This window comes from Paenibacillus xylanexedens (assembly GCF_007676705.1).
In the GTDB taxonomy this organism is placed as follows: domain Bacteria; phylum Bacillota; class Bacilli; order Paenibacillales; family Paenibacillaceae; genus Paenibacillus; species Paenibacillus xylanexedens_C.
This window is the reverse complement of record NZ_VEBF01000002.1, coordinates 770,926-784,782: the sequence shown is the minus strand read 5'-3', so window position 1 is coordinate 784,782 and position 13,857 is coordinate 770,926. Positions and strand designations below refer to the sequence as shown.

The 13,857-nt window shown below is 44.3% G+C and carries 12 protein-coding genes; 9 read left to right on the top strand and 3 right to left on the bottom strand.

The features are described 5' to 3' along the window. Positions 1–39: 39 nt before the first annotated feature. The 4 genes from recN (at position 40) to FS628_RS13510 (ending at position 5,517) form a co-directional block, all read left to right on the top strand. Positions 40–1,758: a DNA repair protein RecN gene (recN, locus tag FS628_RS13525; protein ID WP_145322613.1), complete on the top strand. Its 1,719-nt coding sequence runs from the start codon at positions 40–42 to the stop codon at positions 1,756–1,758. Between the two features lie 120 nt (positions 1,759–1,878). Next, the gene (gene spoIVB, locus FS628_RS13520) at positions 1,879–3,207 is read left to right on the top strand and encodes a SpoIVB peptidase (protein ID WP_145322611.1); all 1,329 of its coding nucleotides are present in this window, start codon (positions 1,879–1,881) and stop codon (positions 3,205–3,207) included. A gap of 195 nt (positions 3,208–3,402) precedes the next feature. Then, a complete protein-coding gene (gene spo0A, locus FS628_RS13515) occupies positions 3,403–4,209 on the top strand; it encodes a sporulation transcription factor Spo0A (RefSeq protein ID WP_091018123.1) in 807 nt (268 codons plus the stop codon). A gap of 351 nt (positions 4,210–4,560) precedes the next feature. Then, positions 4,561–5,517 (top strand): GGDEF domain-containing protein, encoded by a 957-nt coding sequence (locus tag FS628_RS13510; RefSeq protein ID WP_145322609.1) that lies wholly within the window; start codon positions 4,561–4,563, stop codon positions 5,515–5,517. A gap of 180 nt (positions 5,518–5,697) precedes the next feature. On the opposite strand, the gene FS628_RS13505 is transcribed toward FS628_RS13510, so the two are convergent. After that, a complete protein-coding gene (locus tag FS628_RS13505) occupies positions 5,698–6,510 on the bottom strand; it encodes a FlxA-like family protein (protein ID WP_145322608.1) in 813 nt (270 codons plus the stop codon). A 569-nt stretch (positions 6,511–7,079) separates the two neighbouring features. Here FS628_RS13505 and FS628_RS13500 point away from each other — a divergent pair. The 4 genes from FS628_RS13500 (at position 7,080) to FS628_RS13485 (ending at position 12,338) form a co-directional block, all read left to right on the top strand. Beyond that, on the top strand, positions 7,080–9,053 hold the full coding sequence (locus FS628_RS13500; RefSeq protein WP_145322605.1) for an AraC family transcriptional regulator: 1,974 nt from the start codon (positions 7,080–7,082) through the stop codon (positions 9,051–9,053). 154 nt (positions 9,054–9,207) lie between these two features. Continuing rightward, a complete protein-coding gene (locus FS628_RS13495; protein ID WP_062835253.1) occupies positions 9,208–10,245 on the top strand; it encodes an NAD(P)/FAD-dependent oxidoreductase in 1,038 nt (345 codons plus the stop codon). A gap of 431 nt (positions 10,246–10,676) precedes the next feature. Then, complete coding sequence (locus FS628_RS13490) at positions 10,677–11,327, top strand: hypothetical protein (protein WP_145322603.1); 651 nt, start codon at positions 10,677–10,679, stop codon at positions 11,325–11,327. Between the two features lie 534 nt (positions 11,328–11,861). Further along, positions 11,862–12,338 (top strand): hypothetical protein, encoded by a 477-nt coding sequence (locus tag FS628_RS13485; protein ID WP_017687614.1) that lies wholly within the window; start codon positions 11,862–11,864, stop codon positions 12,336–12,338. 114 nt (positions 12,339–12,452) lie between these two features. On the opposite strand, the gene FS628_RS13480 is transcribed toward FS628_RS13485, so the two are convergent. Beyond that, positions 12,453–13,052, bottom strand: coding sequence for a thymidine kinase (locus FS628_RS13480; RefSeq protein ID WP_062835251.1), 600 nt, complete (start codon positions 13,050–13,052; stop codon positions 12,453–12,455). 177 nt (positions 13,053–13,229) lie between these two features. On the opposite strand from FS628_RS13480, the gene FS628_RS13475 reads away from it, so the two are divergent. Next, positions 13,230–13,442 (top strand): hypothetical protein, encoded by a 213-nt coding sequence (locus FS628_RS13475; RefSeq protein WP_145322601.1) that lies wholly within the window; start codon positions 13,230–13,232, stop codon positions 13,440–13,442. 8 nt (positions 13,443–13,450) lie between these two features. Here the strand turns inward: FS628_RS13475 and FS628_RS13470 are convergent, their stop codons facing one another. Beyond that, positions 13,451–13,798: a potassium channel family protein gene (locus tag FS628_RS13470; RefSeq protein WP_145322599.1), complete on the bottom strand. Its 348-nt coding sequence runs from the start codon at positions 13,796–13,798 to the stop codon at positions 13,451–13,453. Positions 13,799–13,857 lie beyond the last annotated feature (59 nt).

Here is a 13,857-nt window from a genome sequence, read left to right as displayed (position 1 = left end):
CATAATTTCTGAGTTAGTCATCCGGAGGTGTTTTTGCAGATGTTAGTTACGTTATCGATTCGTAATCTGGCTGTGGTGGAAGAAGTGGATGTTGTATTCCACCCGGGATTCCATGTACTTTCTGGGGAAACGGGTGCAGGGAAGTCGATTATTATAGATGCACTTGGTTTAATTGCTGGTGGACGCAGTTCAGCAGATCTGATCCGGTACGGTTGTGATAAGGCAGAGATGGAAGCCCTGTTCGAGATGGAGCAGAGTCATCCGGTATGGCAGACATTAGAGAAGCTGGGTATCCATTGTGAGCCGGAAGAGCATTTGGTCATTCGACGTGAACTGAACACACAGGGGAAGAGTACGTCCCGCATTAATGGGCAATTGGTCAATCTCACCATGCTGCGGGAAGTAGGCGAGAAGCTGATCAATATCCATGGTCAACATGAACATCAGAGTTTGCTGCGCGCTGAGAGCCATCTGGGGCTTCTCGACACCTATGGCTCTGAAGTCATCGGACCGATCAAAGCGAAATATCAGGAGCGCTACAGCAAGTTTATCACAGCGGAAAAAGAATTGCGTGCACTTCAGGAGTCCAGTCAGCGTGCTTATCAACTTCTGGATATGTATCGCTTTCAGCTTGAAGAGATTGCAGCCGCAAGCCTTACACGAGGTGAGGATGAATTACTCGGGGAAGAACGGGTCAAACTATCCCATAGTGAGAAAATGATGGACAGTGTTGCCGGAGCATATGATTTGCTCAGTGGTCAACGCGGACTTGAAGCTGTAAGTATTGCTCTTTCAAGAATTGAAGATATATCCGGATACGATAGTAAAGGTCTGCAACCGATTGTAGAGCAGCTGCAATCGGCATTTTATCAATTGGAAGATGCAACATTCCAGTTAAGGGATTACCGGGAGAAAATTGAATTTAATCCGGCAAGGCTGGAAGAAGTGGAGCAAAGGTTGAATCTGATTTCTGGCCTCAGACGGAAATACGGGGACAGCGTGGAACTTATTCTGAGTTATTATGATCAGATTAGTCATGAAACCGACCAATTGGAGAACAAGGACGAGCGTCTGGAGAAATTGCGTGCTGAACGTGATAAAATGCTTAATCTTGTGATGGAGTCTGCCGAGGAACTCAGCAAGGTTCGCAAACAATGTGCCGAGGAACTCGCTGCGCAAGTGGAAAGTGAGCTTAAGGATCTGCAGATGGAGCGAACTTCACTGCGTGTTCAGATTACTCCATTTGAAGATCCGAAGGGCATTGAATGGAATGGCCGCCGTATTCGTCTGAATCGTCAGGGTGCGGACAATGCCGAATTCCTGATCTCACCGAACCCCGGTGAACCACTTCGACCATTGGGCAAGATTGCTTCAGGTGGAGAGCTGTCGAGAATGATGCTTGCGATGAAGAGTATCTTTGCACGACATGATCGGATACCTGTGTTGATTTTTGATGAAGTTGATACTGGCGTTAGTGGTAGAGCAGCTCAATCCATTGCAGAAAAATTATTCCGGCTGTCTTCGACTTGTCAGGTATTCTCAATAACTCACTTACCACAAGTGGCTTGTATGGCAGATCATCAGTATCTCATCGAGAAACATGTCTATGATGGACGGACGATGACGCAGGTGGAATCGCTGTCAGACGAAGGCAGAGTGAAGGAATTGGCACGTATGCTGGGCGGCGTGGAAATTACAGAAAAAACGCTGCATCACGCACAGGAAATGCTGAATTTGGCGGAAGCCAAAAAAGGGTGAAACGGACGGCTGGCGTAATGATTGACAGTAATAAAAGCCTGGGGGCGAGGTTATCTTAAAGGTACGCAATTGGCGACCACCTTTCGTCAAGCGAAAGAAGCAAAGGGAGTGTGACAGCCATTGAATTCCCCCCTCAGGAAGAAATTGCTAGGTCTTTTATTTGCCTTCTTTCTTTGTGTGATTAGCCAGGCCATTCAGCCTGTGCAAAGTTATGCTTCACTGCCGGATGAATTACAGGTGTTTGCTGGCAGGCAAGCGGATGTCCGGCTCGCCGTACCTGCTGCTTCAAGCGCCGTTGTCGATCGTCCTGATATCGTTGGTTTGGATGATCAGGCAGCGATGCATGTTACCAGGCAACAACCTTTGCATCTTCACCCTCACGAGACGGGACATGCTAAATTAACGTTGAAGTTGTGGGGTAAAATTCCGGTGAAAACAGTTCAGGTAAATGTGATACCGGATTTGCGTGTTGTACCCGGGGGTCAAACGATTGGCGTCAAAGTTAAATCGGCAGGTATTCTGGTGGTTGGACATCATCTGGTCCATTCTGGCCAAGATGAGCGCGTATCGCCCGGAGAAACCGCGGGCATTAAGCTTGGGGATCTGATCACGCATATGGATGGTAAACGTCTTGATGGTGTGGCAGGTGTCTCCGAAGCGGTTGAACTTGCAGGCAAAAGTAAAAAAGGCATCGATGTGGTATTAAAACGTGGCAAGGAAACGGTCAAAACACGATTGACTCCAGCGTATGACTCCGAGGATCAAGCGTGGAGGCTTGGCTTGTATATTCGTGATTCTGCAGCTGGTGTTGGTACTCTTACCTTCTATGCTCCCGATCAGGGCGTATATGGCGCACTGGGCCATGTCATTACAGATATGAATACACAGACATCCATTGTTGTGGGTAGTGGTCAGATCGTTCAGTCAAACGTTACGTCAATTTCGAAGAGCGAGACCGGTGATCCGGGTGAAAAACGTGCTCATTTCCTCAAGGAAAGTAAGATTTTGGGCAATATTGAACGCAATACGGCTTTTGGCATCTTTGGTAAAATGTCCGGAAATCCTGAGCACAGTCTGTATTCCAAAGGTATTCCCGTTGCTTTTTCTCATGAAGTTAAGGAAGGCCCGGCCGAAATTCTTACCGTGGTTGACGGTCAACAAGTTGAGCGCTTCTCCATTGACATTGTTCATGTAGCAGATCAATCTGAGCCAGCGACTAAAGGTCTGGTACTTCGAATTACAGACCCGAAACTGCTGGATAAGACCGGAGGCATTGTTCAAGGCATGAGTGGCAGCCCAATTGTGCAAAATGGTAAATTGATTGGTGCAGTGACTCATGTATTTGTCAACGATCCGAAATCAGGGTACGGTTGCTTCATTGAATGGATGTTACAGGATGCTGGCGTTATGATGAAAAAGGAAAACGCAAAGAACCTCAAGGCTGGATAAACAGCCCTGAGGTTCTTTTTTGTCGAAAGCAAACATAATATATCGGATAATGAAATAAATTATTTATTATATAGGATCAAGAAAAAAAAATAAAGAAAAATAATTTTCGACAGGAGGAATTTAACCTGCTGTGTCGAAAATTTAACCTGTAAGGAAATGTACGAAACGATGTTTAATTTAAAGGAGGATACCGTTTTGCAAAAAATTGAGGTATTGCTGGCCGATGATAATCGTGAATTTACGAATTTGCTTGCCGAATATATATCTGAACAGGAAGATATGGAAGTAACCGGTATTGCATACAATGGAGAAGAAGTACTGCAATTGCTGGAGCAAACCCGGGATGTGCCGGATGTACTGATTCTGGATATCATCATGCCACATCTGGATGGACTGGGTGTGCTGGAGCGCTTGCGTAACCTGAACCTATCTCCACAGCCTAAAGTCATTATGCTTACGGCATTCGGACAAGAGAATATCACACAGCGTGCCGTGCAACTCGGAGCTTCCTACTACATTCTTAAGCCGTTTGACATGGAAGTGCTCGCGAATCGTGTACGCCAACTGGTGGGAACACAGACCGCGATGTCCACAAGCAACGGATCATCCATGTTCATGAAATCCAATGTCGTGCCAATGGGCAAACACAAAAATCTGGATGCCAGCATCACGTCCATCATACATGAAATCGGCGTTCCTGCGCATATTAAGGGATATCAGTATTTGCGCGAAGCCATTACGATGGTGTACAACAATATCGAAATTTTGGGAGCCATCACCAAAACTCTGTATCCGGCCATTGCCGAAAAATTCAAAACAACGCCGTCCCGCGTCGAACGTGCGATCCGTCATGCCATTGAAGTAGCTTGGACGCGTGGTAACATCGACAGCATCAGCCACTTGTTTGGCTATACGATCAACATCAGCAAGTCTAAACCGACCAATAGCGAGTTCATTGCGATGGTCGCTGACAAGCTGAGAATTGAGCATAAGGTAAGCTGAAAGGGTCAGGAGTAGTGAGCCTGCAAAGTTTTTATGGCGATAAACTTTTGTGATATATGCTAACGAATACCGTCATTTAGTGGATTGAAGATCATCCAATAAATGACGGTATTTTGCATTACGAAATAACGGAGATTATGATGATGAATCCTATTTTTCAACGTTACTTCCGATCATTGAGGAAAAACCTACCTCTTAGTACCATTTTAGAAAAAAGGAAATATTTTATAAACTTTTACCTTGAGTTAACGCTTTTTTAGTTAGAAAGTGGTACGATGTGACCATTGACAAAGACCCACTATATAATTAGAATGCTTGGATTTGATGCTACGAATAGAGGGGTAGAGTGGTATGTTTACGCAAATAGGTGAGATTGCTGAACCAATTCCTGTAGTACGATCTGATACAAAATGCGATATCGTCTATCATCTGTTTAAGTCTAATCCCAGTCTGGAAGGTGTAGCTGTTATGGGGGACAAGGGTGTGTCATTGATGATGCGAGCCCGATTCTTCCAACAGATTGGCACACAATATGGCTATAATCTGTATATGGGACGTCCTGTAGAACTCGTGATGAATACGCGGGCACTAGTCGTGGATTATTCGGAACAGATTACAGATGTAAGTGTTCTTGCGATGGATCGAGACGAAGGGGATTTATATGACCTTGTGCTGATCACCTCGGGCGACAGTTTCTTGGGTGCTGTGAGTATTCGCCGTTTACTGCTTGCTGTTGCTGATGTACGGGCTGAAATGGCGATTTTTATGAACCCGCTGACAGGTCTTCCAGGGAATCATATCATAAACGAACGGTTATATCAGGCGCTTCAGATGGATCATTTTAGCGTGCTTTACGTGGATCTCGATCAGTTCAAATCCTACAATGATAGCTATGGTTTCAAGATGGGGGATCAGCTTATTCAGGCAACAGCTAACTTGCTTCGCAAGCTTTTTGTTTTTCCGGAAGCTTTTCTCGGACATATCGGGGGTGATGATTTTATTGCAATCCTGAATCATCATAATTATCAGCATATTAGTGAGGAGGTCATTTCAGGCTTTGAGGACATGAAGAGGACGTTCTACAACGAACATGATTGGAGTCATCAATACGTTCTGGGGGAAGGACGCTCCGGGTTGAATCGGCCCATTCCTCTAGTGACGGTATCCATCGCTGTTGTGACCAATAGGAAGCAAAAATATGAAAACATAGATCAGATTATCGATGAGGCCACACGCATCAAAAAAAGTTGTAAAGCGATTGCCGGCAGTATCATCTGTGCAAATGATACCGCTAGTAATTCATGTTAGAGTAAGAATTACTTATAATAGATGCAGCTAACGTGCAAGATGCAAGAAAACCGCTACGTATCAGGCGTTAGTCACCTGTCATAGCGGTTATTCTATCCTTGGCTAAGAGTCGAAAGTTGTGTAACGAAAACACTTTAATCTCATTATGTATACATATAAGAATGTATGATCAGTACGTACTCAGATTCGAATATCAACGGATGGATATGAAGCAGCAGGAGATGCAGAAGCCGGAGTTTGCAGGCGGTTTCCAGATACCTGATCTGTGTTTTCGCCAGCCGATGGCTTCTCACTATTTCCAGTTTTATTATCTTCGTTTACTTCTTGATCTTCTTCCCCAGATGCTGCAGATCTAGGAGGTTGGACCGCTTCTTTAGGCGCGGATGGATGGATCTCTTCCACCAGTTCCCCAATCTTCTGATTGACTTTGCTCAACTGAGCGTTGATGTCCTGAACTACTTCTCGTTTTGCCTGGAAGACAGTGCGCTCTGCATTTTCCAGCATCATTGATTTGCCGAGATCGAGATCATTTCCCGGAGGGTTGATCTCCAGAACAAGTCGGTCGAAGCGGGTTTCTCCCTCGGTAGTCTGTATGGAGCCCTGCATCCGATCACGCATACCGACCAGCTTACCCAGTTGATCATAAGTCTGACTATTCTTGATCAGGTGATCCAGTGAAGGGGATTGTGCCTCGTCGGTTGGTTTTGTCTGTTGCTGCTGATTCTTTTCGGGCTGTTTTAATTTGTTCTTTTCCTGCAATTCTTCTGCTTTAATTTGGGCAATTTGGCTGTCGACTTGGGATATGGAGTTTGTTAAGGATTTAATTCGTTCAGCTTTAGTTTTGGTATCCAACTCGTCATTGGCTTTCACGCCCTGCATTTCTTCATTAAGTCTGATCTTCTGCTGCATGAGTCCCTGAATTTCTTTATCCCGATTGGAGACTTGGTTCCCGGGAGTGAAACTGCTTTTGGTTGCAGATGAAATTGAAGTCATATCCTGTTCTCCTTCTACGCTTAATTGTGAGTCTATTTACATATATCGGATGTTAAGAGAAGTAATTGAAGATCAATCGCTTCGTTAGAATGGATTCATTTACGTAGGCCTATGCGTACTTGATCATTATAATTGATATGGTTATCAATAAATGAGTGCCCAAATTTCATGTATCGGATATCTTTTATTCTCACTGCAGCATAGTTCCAGAGGATAAAATAATCATTCCACATTCCGCTTCCCATTGTCTAGATAGATTGTGACTGAACTGATTGCAACCGGATCGTTCGTGGTACTTTGACACAATTGCAACATTAAGATCAGACAAAGGAATTGGCCGCGTGGTGTACAAAGATCTCTGAACAACAATAAAGTAACGAGTACTGTATGATAAGATGAAATGCAATTCCAGCCTAAAATTACAGTTGATAATGAAAATTATTATCATCTATAATGTAAGGAATATTAGTGAACCTCTGCTACTACCGCATGTATTACAAGGATGGGTGGCAGAATGATGACCTTGCAAGGTCTTTGTTGCGGGTGAGGCTGGGATTGGAGAGTATTCGATGCAATTAGACGAACAGATGAAATGCTGGAATCATGCCGCTGTGAAGGTCCTGGATATACGCCGGATTGTTATGGAGGCAGGAGCACAACTGGAGTCCTATACACTTCCGGCAAATGGTTTTATATATACGATTAGAGGATCTGCTATACTACGATTGGATGGGCAAGCATACAAGGCAGAGCGATTTTACATGCTTCATGGGGCGAAAGGATCTTCACTTGATATCCAAACCAACGAAGATTTTGAATATATTCTGCTCTATTACAGAGCATTTCTTGCCTTTCCTAATTATCGTAAAAAGTGGTTAATGGCACAACCTGAGGTTACACCGTTCTCATTGCAATATGGCTTTGCGCCAAGTAGTCCACTTGGGCTGTTACGTTACCTTGACGAGCTTGAGAATGCATGGGTGCAGTCTGGCAGTCTGGATCTGCTTCATACGAAAAGTTTATTTTACCAATTCATTCATGAAATGATGGTTCAGTTGGCAGAGCAGGAGATCAAAACTGAGCTTGCTGACCCGGTGAAACAAACCCTTCGTTATATACAAAAGCATTACAGGGAACAGGTCACGCTTGATTTTCTGGCCGAACAATTCAACTATAGCTCCCGGCATTTATCCATGCAATTCAAACGACAGACGGGTTACAGTCCAATCGATTATTTAATTCAGACTCGAATCGCCAAGGCGCGCAATCTGCTTGTACGATCCGATGCAACGCTGAGTGAAATTGCAGCCGAAGTGGGTTATTCAGATGTGTATTATTTTAGTCGAATCTTCAAAAAACATGTGGGGATCTCTCCGATTCTGTATCAACGAAAGATGAGAGAAGAAGCTCGAACAGAGGATCGTCCATTGCAAATCTCTGAATCGTCCATTGGCCGAAGATGGAAGTCGGGATATATTGATTATGAGAATCATTATCAATATATAGACGGAGGGTCTACACCAATGAAAAGAAGAAAAACAAGTTCCAGTATGATCATGGTTGCATTGTTGAGCATAACGATGCTCCTCGCAGCCTGCTCTTCAGGTACTGCAACAACACCAGCAGCTGGCGAAGGAACGGGTGCCAGTTCCAATAACAGCAGTACGGCCGTGTCATCGGACACTGGAAGCCAGACGAACAAAGACAATGAAACACGTACGGTCTCAACGGTTAAAGGTGACGTGGTTGTTCCAGCGAATCCGAAACGGGTTGTTGTATTGTATCTCCAGGGGGATGTTGTCGCACTTGGAATTAAGCCAATCGCTACCTCAGAAGTATTCGCCGGAGCTGCATATAAGGGCGAACTTGAAGGTGTAAATTCACTGGGTGCCTGGTTTGAACCGAATCCTGAAGCTGTCATAGACCTCGATCCGGATCTGATTATTGCGCCTTCAGAAGAGACGTATTCGTTGTTAAAGGATATCGCACCTACGGTATATATTCCGTACGAGAAAATGACTACAGAAGAAAGACTCCGGAGTATAGCGAGTGTTTTTGGCAAAGAACAGGAAGCCGAGACATTAATCACTAATCTCAACAGCAAAGTTGAAGAAAGCAAGAAAACACTTGCAGATGCAGGCATATTGGATAAAACGGTTTCCATTGTGGAGGGCGGTTTGAAAGGTATGGTCGTTGTAGAGAGCAAGCAATATGGCCGAGGATCTCAGGCACTATATGAGTACTTGGACATGAAAGCTCCGGAAGTAGTGCAAAAGAAAATTGATGTGGTTTCGGAAGCAGGAGGCTCCAACTTATCCATGGAAGTACTGCCTGAGTATATCGGAGATTATGTGTTTCGTTCGGTGTATGAAGGGGCAGATAACCTTACGAATGATCCAATTTGGAGTAGCATACCGGCTGTTAAGGAAGGCCGTCTGATCGAGATTGACTTTGAATTTTTCTATTATTCCGATATCTATTCAGTCAATAAACAACTTGATTTTGTCGTAGAAAAGATGTTGGCGGCTCCAAGAGCGCAATAGTAAAGAGCGGTTCGCAGAAGTTTTGTACAAGAAATGTTTGTTTTTTAGTCATTGTAATTTGATAAGATTACCATTAAACTAGGATTTAAGTGATAATGAGAATCGATATCAAATACTCGATGTTCTGGATCGAATTAACGGAGGTATTTTTAATATGAATCAGCAGTTGGAACTTTATGATGTAACCATTATCGGCGGTGGCCCTGCGGGCATGTACTCTGCCTTTTATAGCGGCATGCGGGATATGAAGACCAAGTTGATTGAGGCGCGTGACAGATTGGGCGGTCGCATGCTCTTTTATCCGGAGAAAATGATCTGGGATGTTGGAGGTGTGACACCAATTCTGTGTGAGGATCTGATCAAACAATTGGAAGAACAGGCTCGAACTTTCGAGCCAACCCTTGTGTTTGAACAACAGATCGAAGGATTCGAGCGTCAACCTGATGGCACGATTCTGTTAACTTCTGCAACAGGTGAACAACACTGGACACGTACCGTCATTTTGGCAATCGGATATGGTATATATAAAATGGCCAAGCTGGAGCTTGAAGGTGCAGACCGTTATGAGGTTAGCAATCTGCACTATACCGTGCAGGAACTAGAGCCGTTCCGTGGTAAACGCGTGCTGATCTCGGGTGGAGGCGACTCTGCTGTGGATTGGGCGAATGAATTGGAAGCACTGGCAGAGCAAGTTACGGTTGTACATCGACGTGACCGTTTCGGCGGGCTTGAGCGTAATGTATTGCGCATGAGAGAATCCTCGGTGGATGTCCGTACACCGTATGCAGTAGAGACACTGCATAGTTTGAGTGGCGATGTGATTGAACAGGTGACCATTTCACACGTGGACACAGGTGAAACTGAACTGCTTGAAGTAGATGCTGTCATTGTAAACCATGGCATGAAGAGTGATTTTGGTCCAATCCGGGATTGGGGACTTGATCTTGGGGAATGGCATGTCACTACCACAGAGAGATTACAAACCAATATTCCTGGTGTATTTGCCGCAGGTGATTTTGTAGATTATGGTAGCAAACTGTACCTGATTGCGGGTACTTTCACTGATGCAGCCCTCGCTGTAAACAGTGCGAAGCTTTACATGGACCCTGAAGCGGAGAAAGTGGCTTATGTTTCTTCCCATAACAGCCGCTTTAAGGAGAAAAATAAAGCCTTGGGTGTTGTAGAAGAATAAAGGTCTGCGATGGGTTATATTAAGATGACTTCGGATTCATTCCGAAGTCATCTTTTTTGCATAAAATGGGTAATAAGAAGGCATAATTTCAACAGATACAATGGTTACCGAATTGAATATACACTACCAAATGTCTATAATAAGCCTGAGAAACTGTAGAATGTCAACTATATAAATTGAAATAATCATTTACACAATAACGGAGAGGACAGAAAAAATCTGAAAAAGCGAAGCGGGCGCCTAAAAGCTTTCTGAAAGAAAGCTACATCGAAAGCATACGCTATCCGCGGATTTTCCCTTAGGAAAAGGGAATCGAAAAAATTTGGGGATAACAGCGATTGGAAGATTGTTCTGTCATCGTAGTGTCAGTGTAAATAATCTTTAATTCACTTATATAGATACAATAACTAGATCAGAGTGGAGTGCGGCGTATGAAAAAGGGTTCACAACCACAACGAGGTTTCACCTTCATTCAGCGTTGGTTTAAACGACCTGACAAGAAAAAAATTAAATGGTCTGAAATTTATCTCGCACTCGCCGGTGCGCTTCATCGTCTATTGGTTGAAGGTCGGCGTGAACGTTCAGCAGCAAAACGGTTACATCAGGACTTGCCAATTAACGCATTGGGCGAGATGAAGTTGGAGCCAGGGGATATCGTGTATACACCAAGCTCGGAATCAACGTATTACGCCGGGCATATGGGCATTATCGGGCTCGACGGCAAAGTATATCATGTACACCCTTATGGGCCTGTATTTGCTGATTCACTGGATTGGTATATCACCCGTTTCTATGAAGGAGATCGGTTCATTGTATTCCGTTCCAGACTGAATGAGGCAGGCATGAAGGCAGCTGGGTGGGTACAGGACCATTACAAGCAGGTGAAATTCTACCGTTTGCAGACCAATCTGCATAGTATTGAGCGCAATTACTGTTCCAAGTTTATATATCAGGCCTATCAGTTCACATCCGGACTGGACCTGTGGAGTCGCAAATTTACCCGAATGAAGCAGGGCTACATCTATCCTTTTCGAATTGAGCGCTCACCAGAGCTGGACGTTCTGGGAACTTTTTATAAATGAGGTTGGAAACCGACTACAATGCTGTTCTCCCTATAATAAGGAGAGCAGGTTCTGTCGGTTTTTTTTATATGTGTAGAGATTAAAAACAGGAAAAACGCTCAAAACGTCGAATAGATTATGAGATAGACATGCACAACTTGGAATCGTATACATAAAAAAGGCGCGATAATTTTTAGCCCAGAGCGAAAAAACGACTACAAAAGTAGGCGAACAAGAAAGAGTGAAGCGAGATGAATGGCCGGGCTTCTTACGCCGATTCCGACTGAACAAAAACGTAGTGAAGCTATCGGACTACACCCCAAAAAAGGAAAGGAGGCACTACTGTTCCATTTGCAAGAAACATGTTAAATCGGTCGTGCATTATGCGGCCCCACAGGGAAATGTTTCAGGTGTATGCAGTTCTTGTAAGTCTTTGGCGGATGAACGAGGAATGTTCCCCATTTAATAAGAAGAGATGCGCTCAGGAAATAACATTGCTTTGATTTATGCGCGTTTTTGTAGTACATTAGCAAATGTATTCGAAGGAGGATTCTAATGTACTCAGGTAGACAAGACGATACTTTATACATCATGACCTACACCTTAAACAGCGGTATCAAGGGTACGGTTCCACTGTCTAATAAGCAGATTATTGAGTGGCTGGATTGCTACAGAAATGAGAAGCGCTTCGTGACCGAAATTGGCAAGGAGTTTTTTGGATTGAATGCAGGATTGGTTGCAGATTTCAAGGTTCAGAATCATTTATCGGATTACCAGCAGACGATTATGCCTACACAGCAGCAGGATAACCTGGAACGCTTGTCTAGTGCTTACAAATCAACCGAGTTATTAATGAAGATTGATTGTAAATGCGGCACGGCTTACGTGACGGAATCTCCATATAAGCGTACGAAATGGTACTGCACAAAGTGTAAAGAGATTGTATTTTTGGATGCCAAAAAAGGAATGGTGGAAACGTCACGCGGTGACGCTTACTACATGACCAACAAATATTTTGTTTCCCGGGATTAGCGGGAAGTGACCCTGCAAGCATCGCTGAGAAGCGGTGCTTTTTTGTACGAGTGCTAAGCTTCAACAAAAAAAGCCCATAAGGGCTTTTTGGAGATCTCAGAGATCTCCTAGAAATTATGAAGAGCATTCAACTTTGTGAGGAGGAATGAAGCAGCAACGACAGCGAGGCTCGTAAGCTTCTGAATCGCCGATCATGACAACCGGACCCAAGGTAACGGGCTCACCATTGACGATACGTTGTGTAAAGGCAGCATCCGGGCTGCCACATACCGCACAGAAAGCTGAGAGTTTCTCAATGTCATCTGCCATGGCGAGCAGACCACCGACATATCCGAATTCCTTACCACGGTAATCCATATTAAGTCCGTCCACAATAACATGTTTGCCACAATAGGCTAGCTCCGAGACCAGTTCCATAATGGCACTGCTGAAAAATTGTACTTCATCAAATGCAACAACATCAGCATCTATGGTTTGGTTCAAGATCATTTCTACGGATTCCGGGGTTAACTGCCGGGGAATGGAATGAGCAGGTAATCGATAACCAATGCGGCTCACGATCTCATCCTGGGCAAATCGATCATCCTCGGCTGGTTTGTAGGCCACAACCTTTTTACGGCCAAATTGAATTAATTTCTGACAACGGCGAATGAGTTCACCGGATTTTTCACTGAACATGGGTCCAGTAATTACGGTAATACGTCCTGTTTGCACGGTGCTGCTACTCCTCTCACATACGGGATTCAACAAAAAAAGCGACCATTACAGAGTACCACAAAATCTTTAGTAAGAGCCAGAACTAATCTGTGCAGCTTTGTGTTACTATATGGAATGTTAAGCCGTTGGTTCCGGCAGCTATTTAACAGGAGTTATGGAAAAGAGGTGTTTACGATGAGTGAAGCATTAACATCACTGCAAGCGCAATATGAAAGCCTGAAAGAACAGGGGTCTCTGGATGAAGCGACGCAAGCATTATTTGCAGAATTGTTCGCAGAAGCGGAGAGACTGCACGCAAGTAACCTTACCTTGCGCAGAACGATATTGAAGTCCTCTTCCAAAGAATCACGTATGTCTACCAAACTGCGGGATGCATTATACGAATGACTCGGAGATTACTCCGGGTCCTCTTCTGTCTTTAATTTGCGAGGGAATAGAATACCTGCTGTAATTCTGGCAATCATGGCAAAGGTAAGCCCAATGCCGGCAAACATATAAATCACGGTAAAGGCTTTGCCGAATCCGGTGGCTGGCACAAAATCAGGATGTCCCACCGTAGTTAAAGTAACCGCACAGAAATAAAGCGCATCGATCCAGTGCAGGCCTTCAACGCGCGTGTAAAACAAAGTGCCTGACAGTAGAGTAGCTGCAGTTAATACGAACAAAGCCAGAAACTTGGGGTCCTTGAACGCATGAAAAATGCCTTTGAGCAATCGTTGTAACGTGATTAAAAACGATACCATGAAGATCCATCCTGTCTATGTATAATTGTCGGTGTGTTGCAGAAAACACACAAAAAGCC

Excerpts from the sequence above, each read along its gene's own strand:
- FS628_RS13475 (WP_145322601.1), top strand. The coding sequence starts at position 13,230 with ATGAGTGAAGCATTAACATCACTGCAAGCGCAATATGAAAGCCTGAAA.
- FS628_RS13510 (WP_145322609.1), top strand. The coding sequence starts at position 4,561 with ATGTTTACGCAAATAGGTGAGATTGCTGAACCAATTCCTGTAGTACGA.
- FS628_RS13485 (WP_017687614.1), top strand. The coding sequence starts at position 11,862 with ATGTACTCAGGTAGACAAGACGATACTTTATACATCATGACCTACACC.
- recN (WP_145322613.1), top strand. The coding sequence starts at position 40 with ATGTTAGTTACGTTATCGATTCGTAATCTGGCTGTGGTGGAAGAAGTG.
- FS628_RS13505 (WP_145322608.1), bottom strand. The coding sequence starts at position 6,510 with ATGACTTCAATTTCATCTGCAACCAAAAGCAGTTTCACTCCCGGGAAC.
- FS628_RS13500 (WP_145322605.1), top strand. The coding sequence starts at position 7,080 with ATGCAATTAGACGAACAGATGAAATGCTGGAATCATGCCGCTGTGAAG.
- FS628_RS13495 (WP_062835253.1), top strand. The coding sequence starts at position 9,208 with ATGAATCAGCAGTTGGAACTTTATGATGTAACCATTATCGGCGGTGGC.
- FS628_RS13490 (WP_145322603.1), top strand. The coding sequence starts at position 10,677 with ATGAAAAAGGGTTCACAACCACAACGAGGTTTCACCTTCATTCAGCGT.
- FS628_RS13470 (WP_145322599.1), bottom strand. The coding sequence starts at position 13,798 with ATGGTATCGTTTTTAATCACGTTACAACGATTGCTCAAAGGCATTTTT.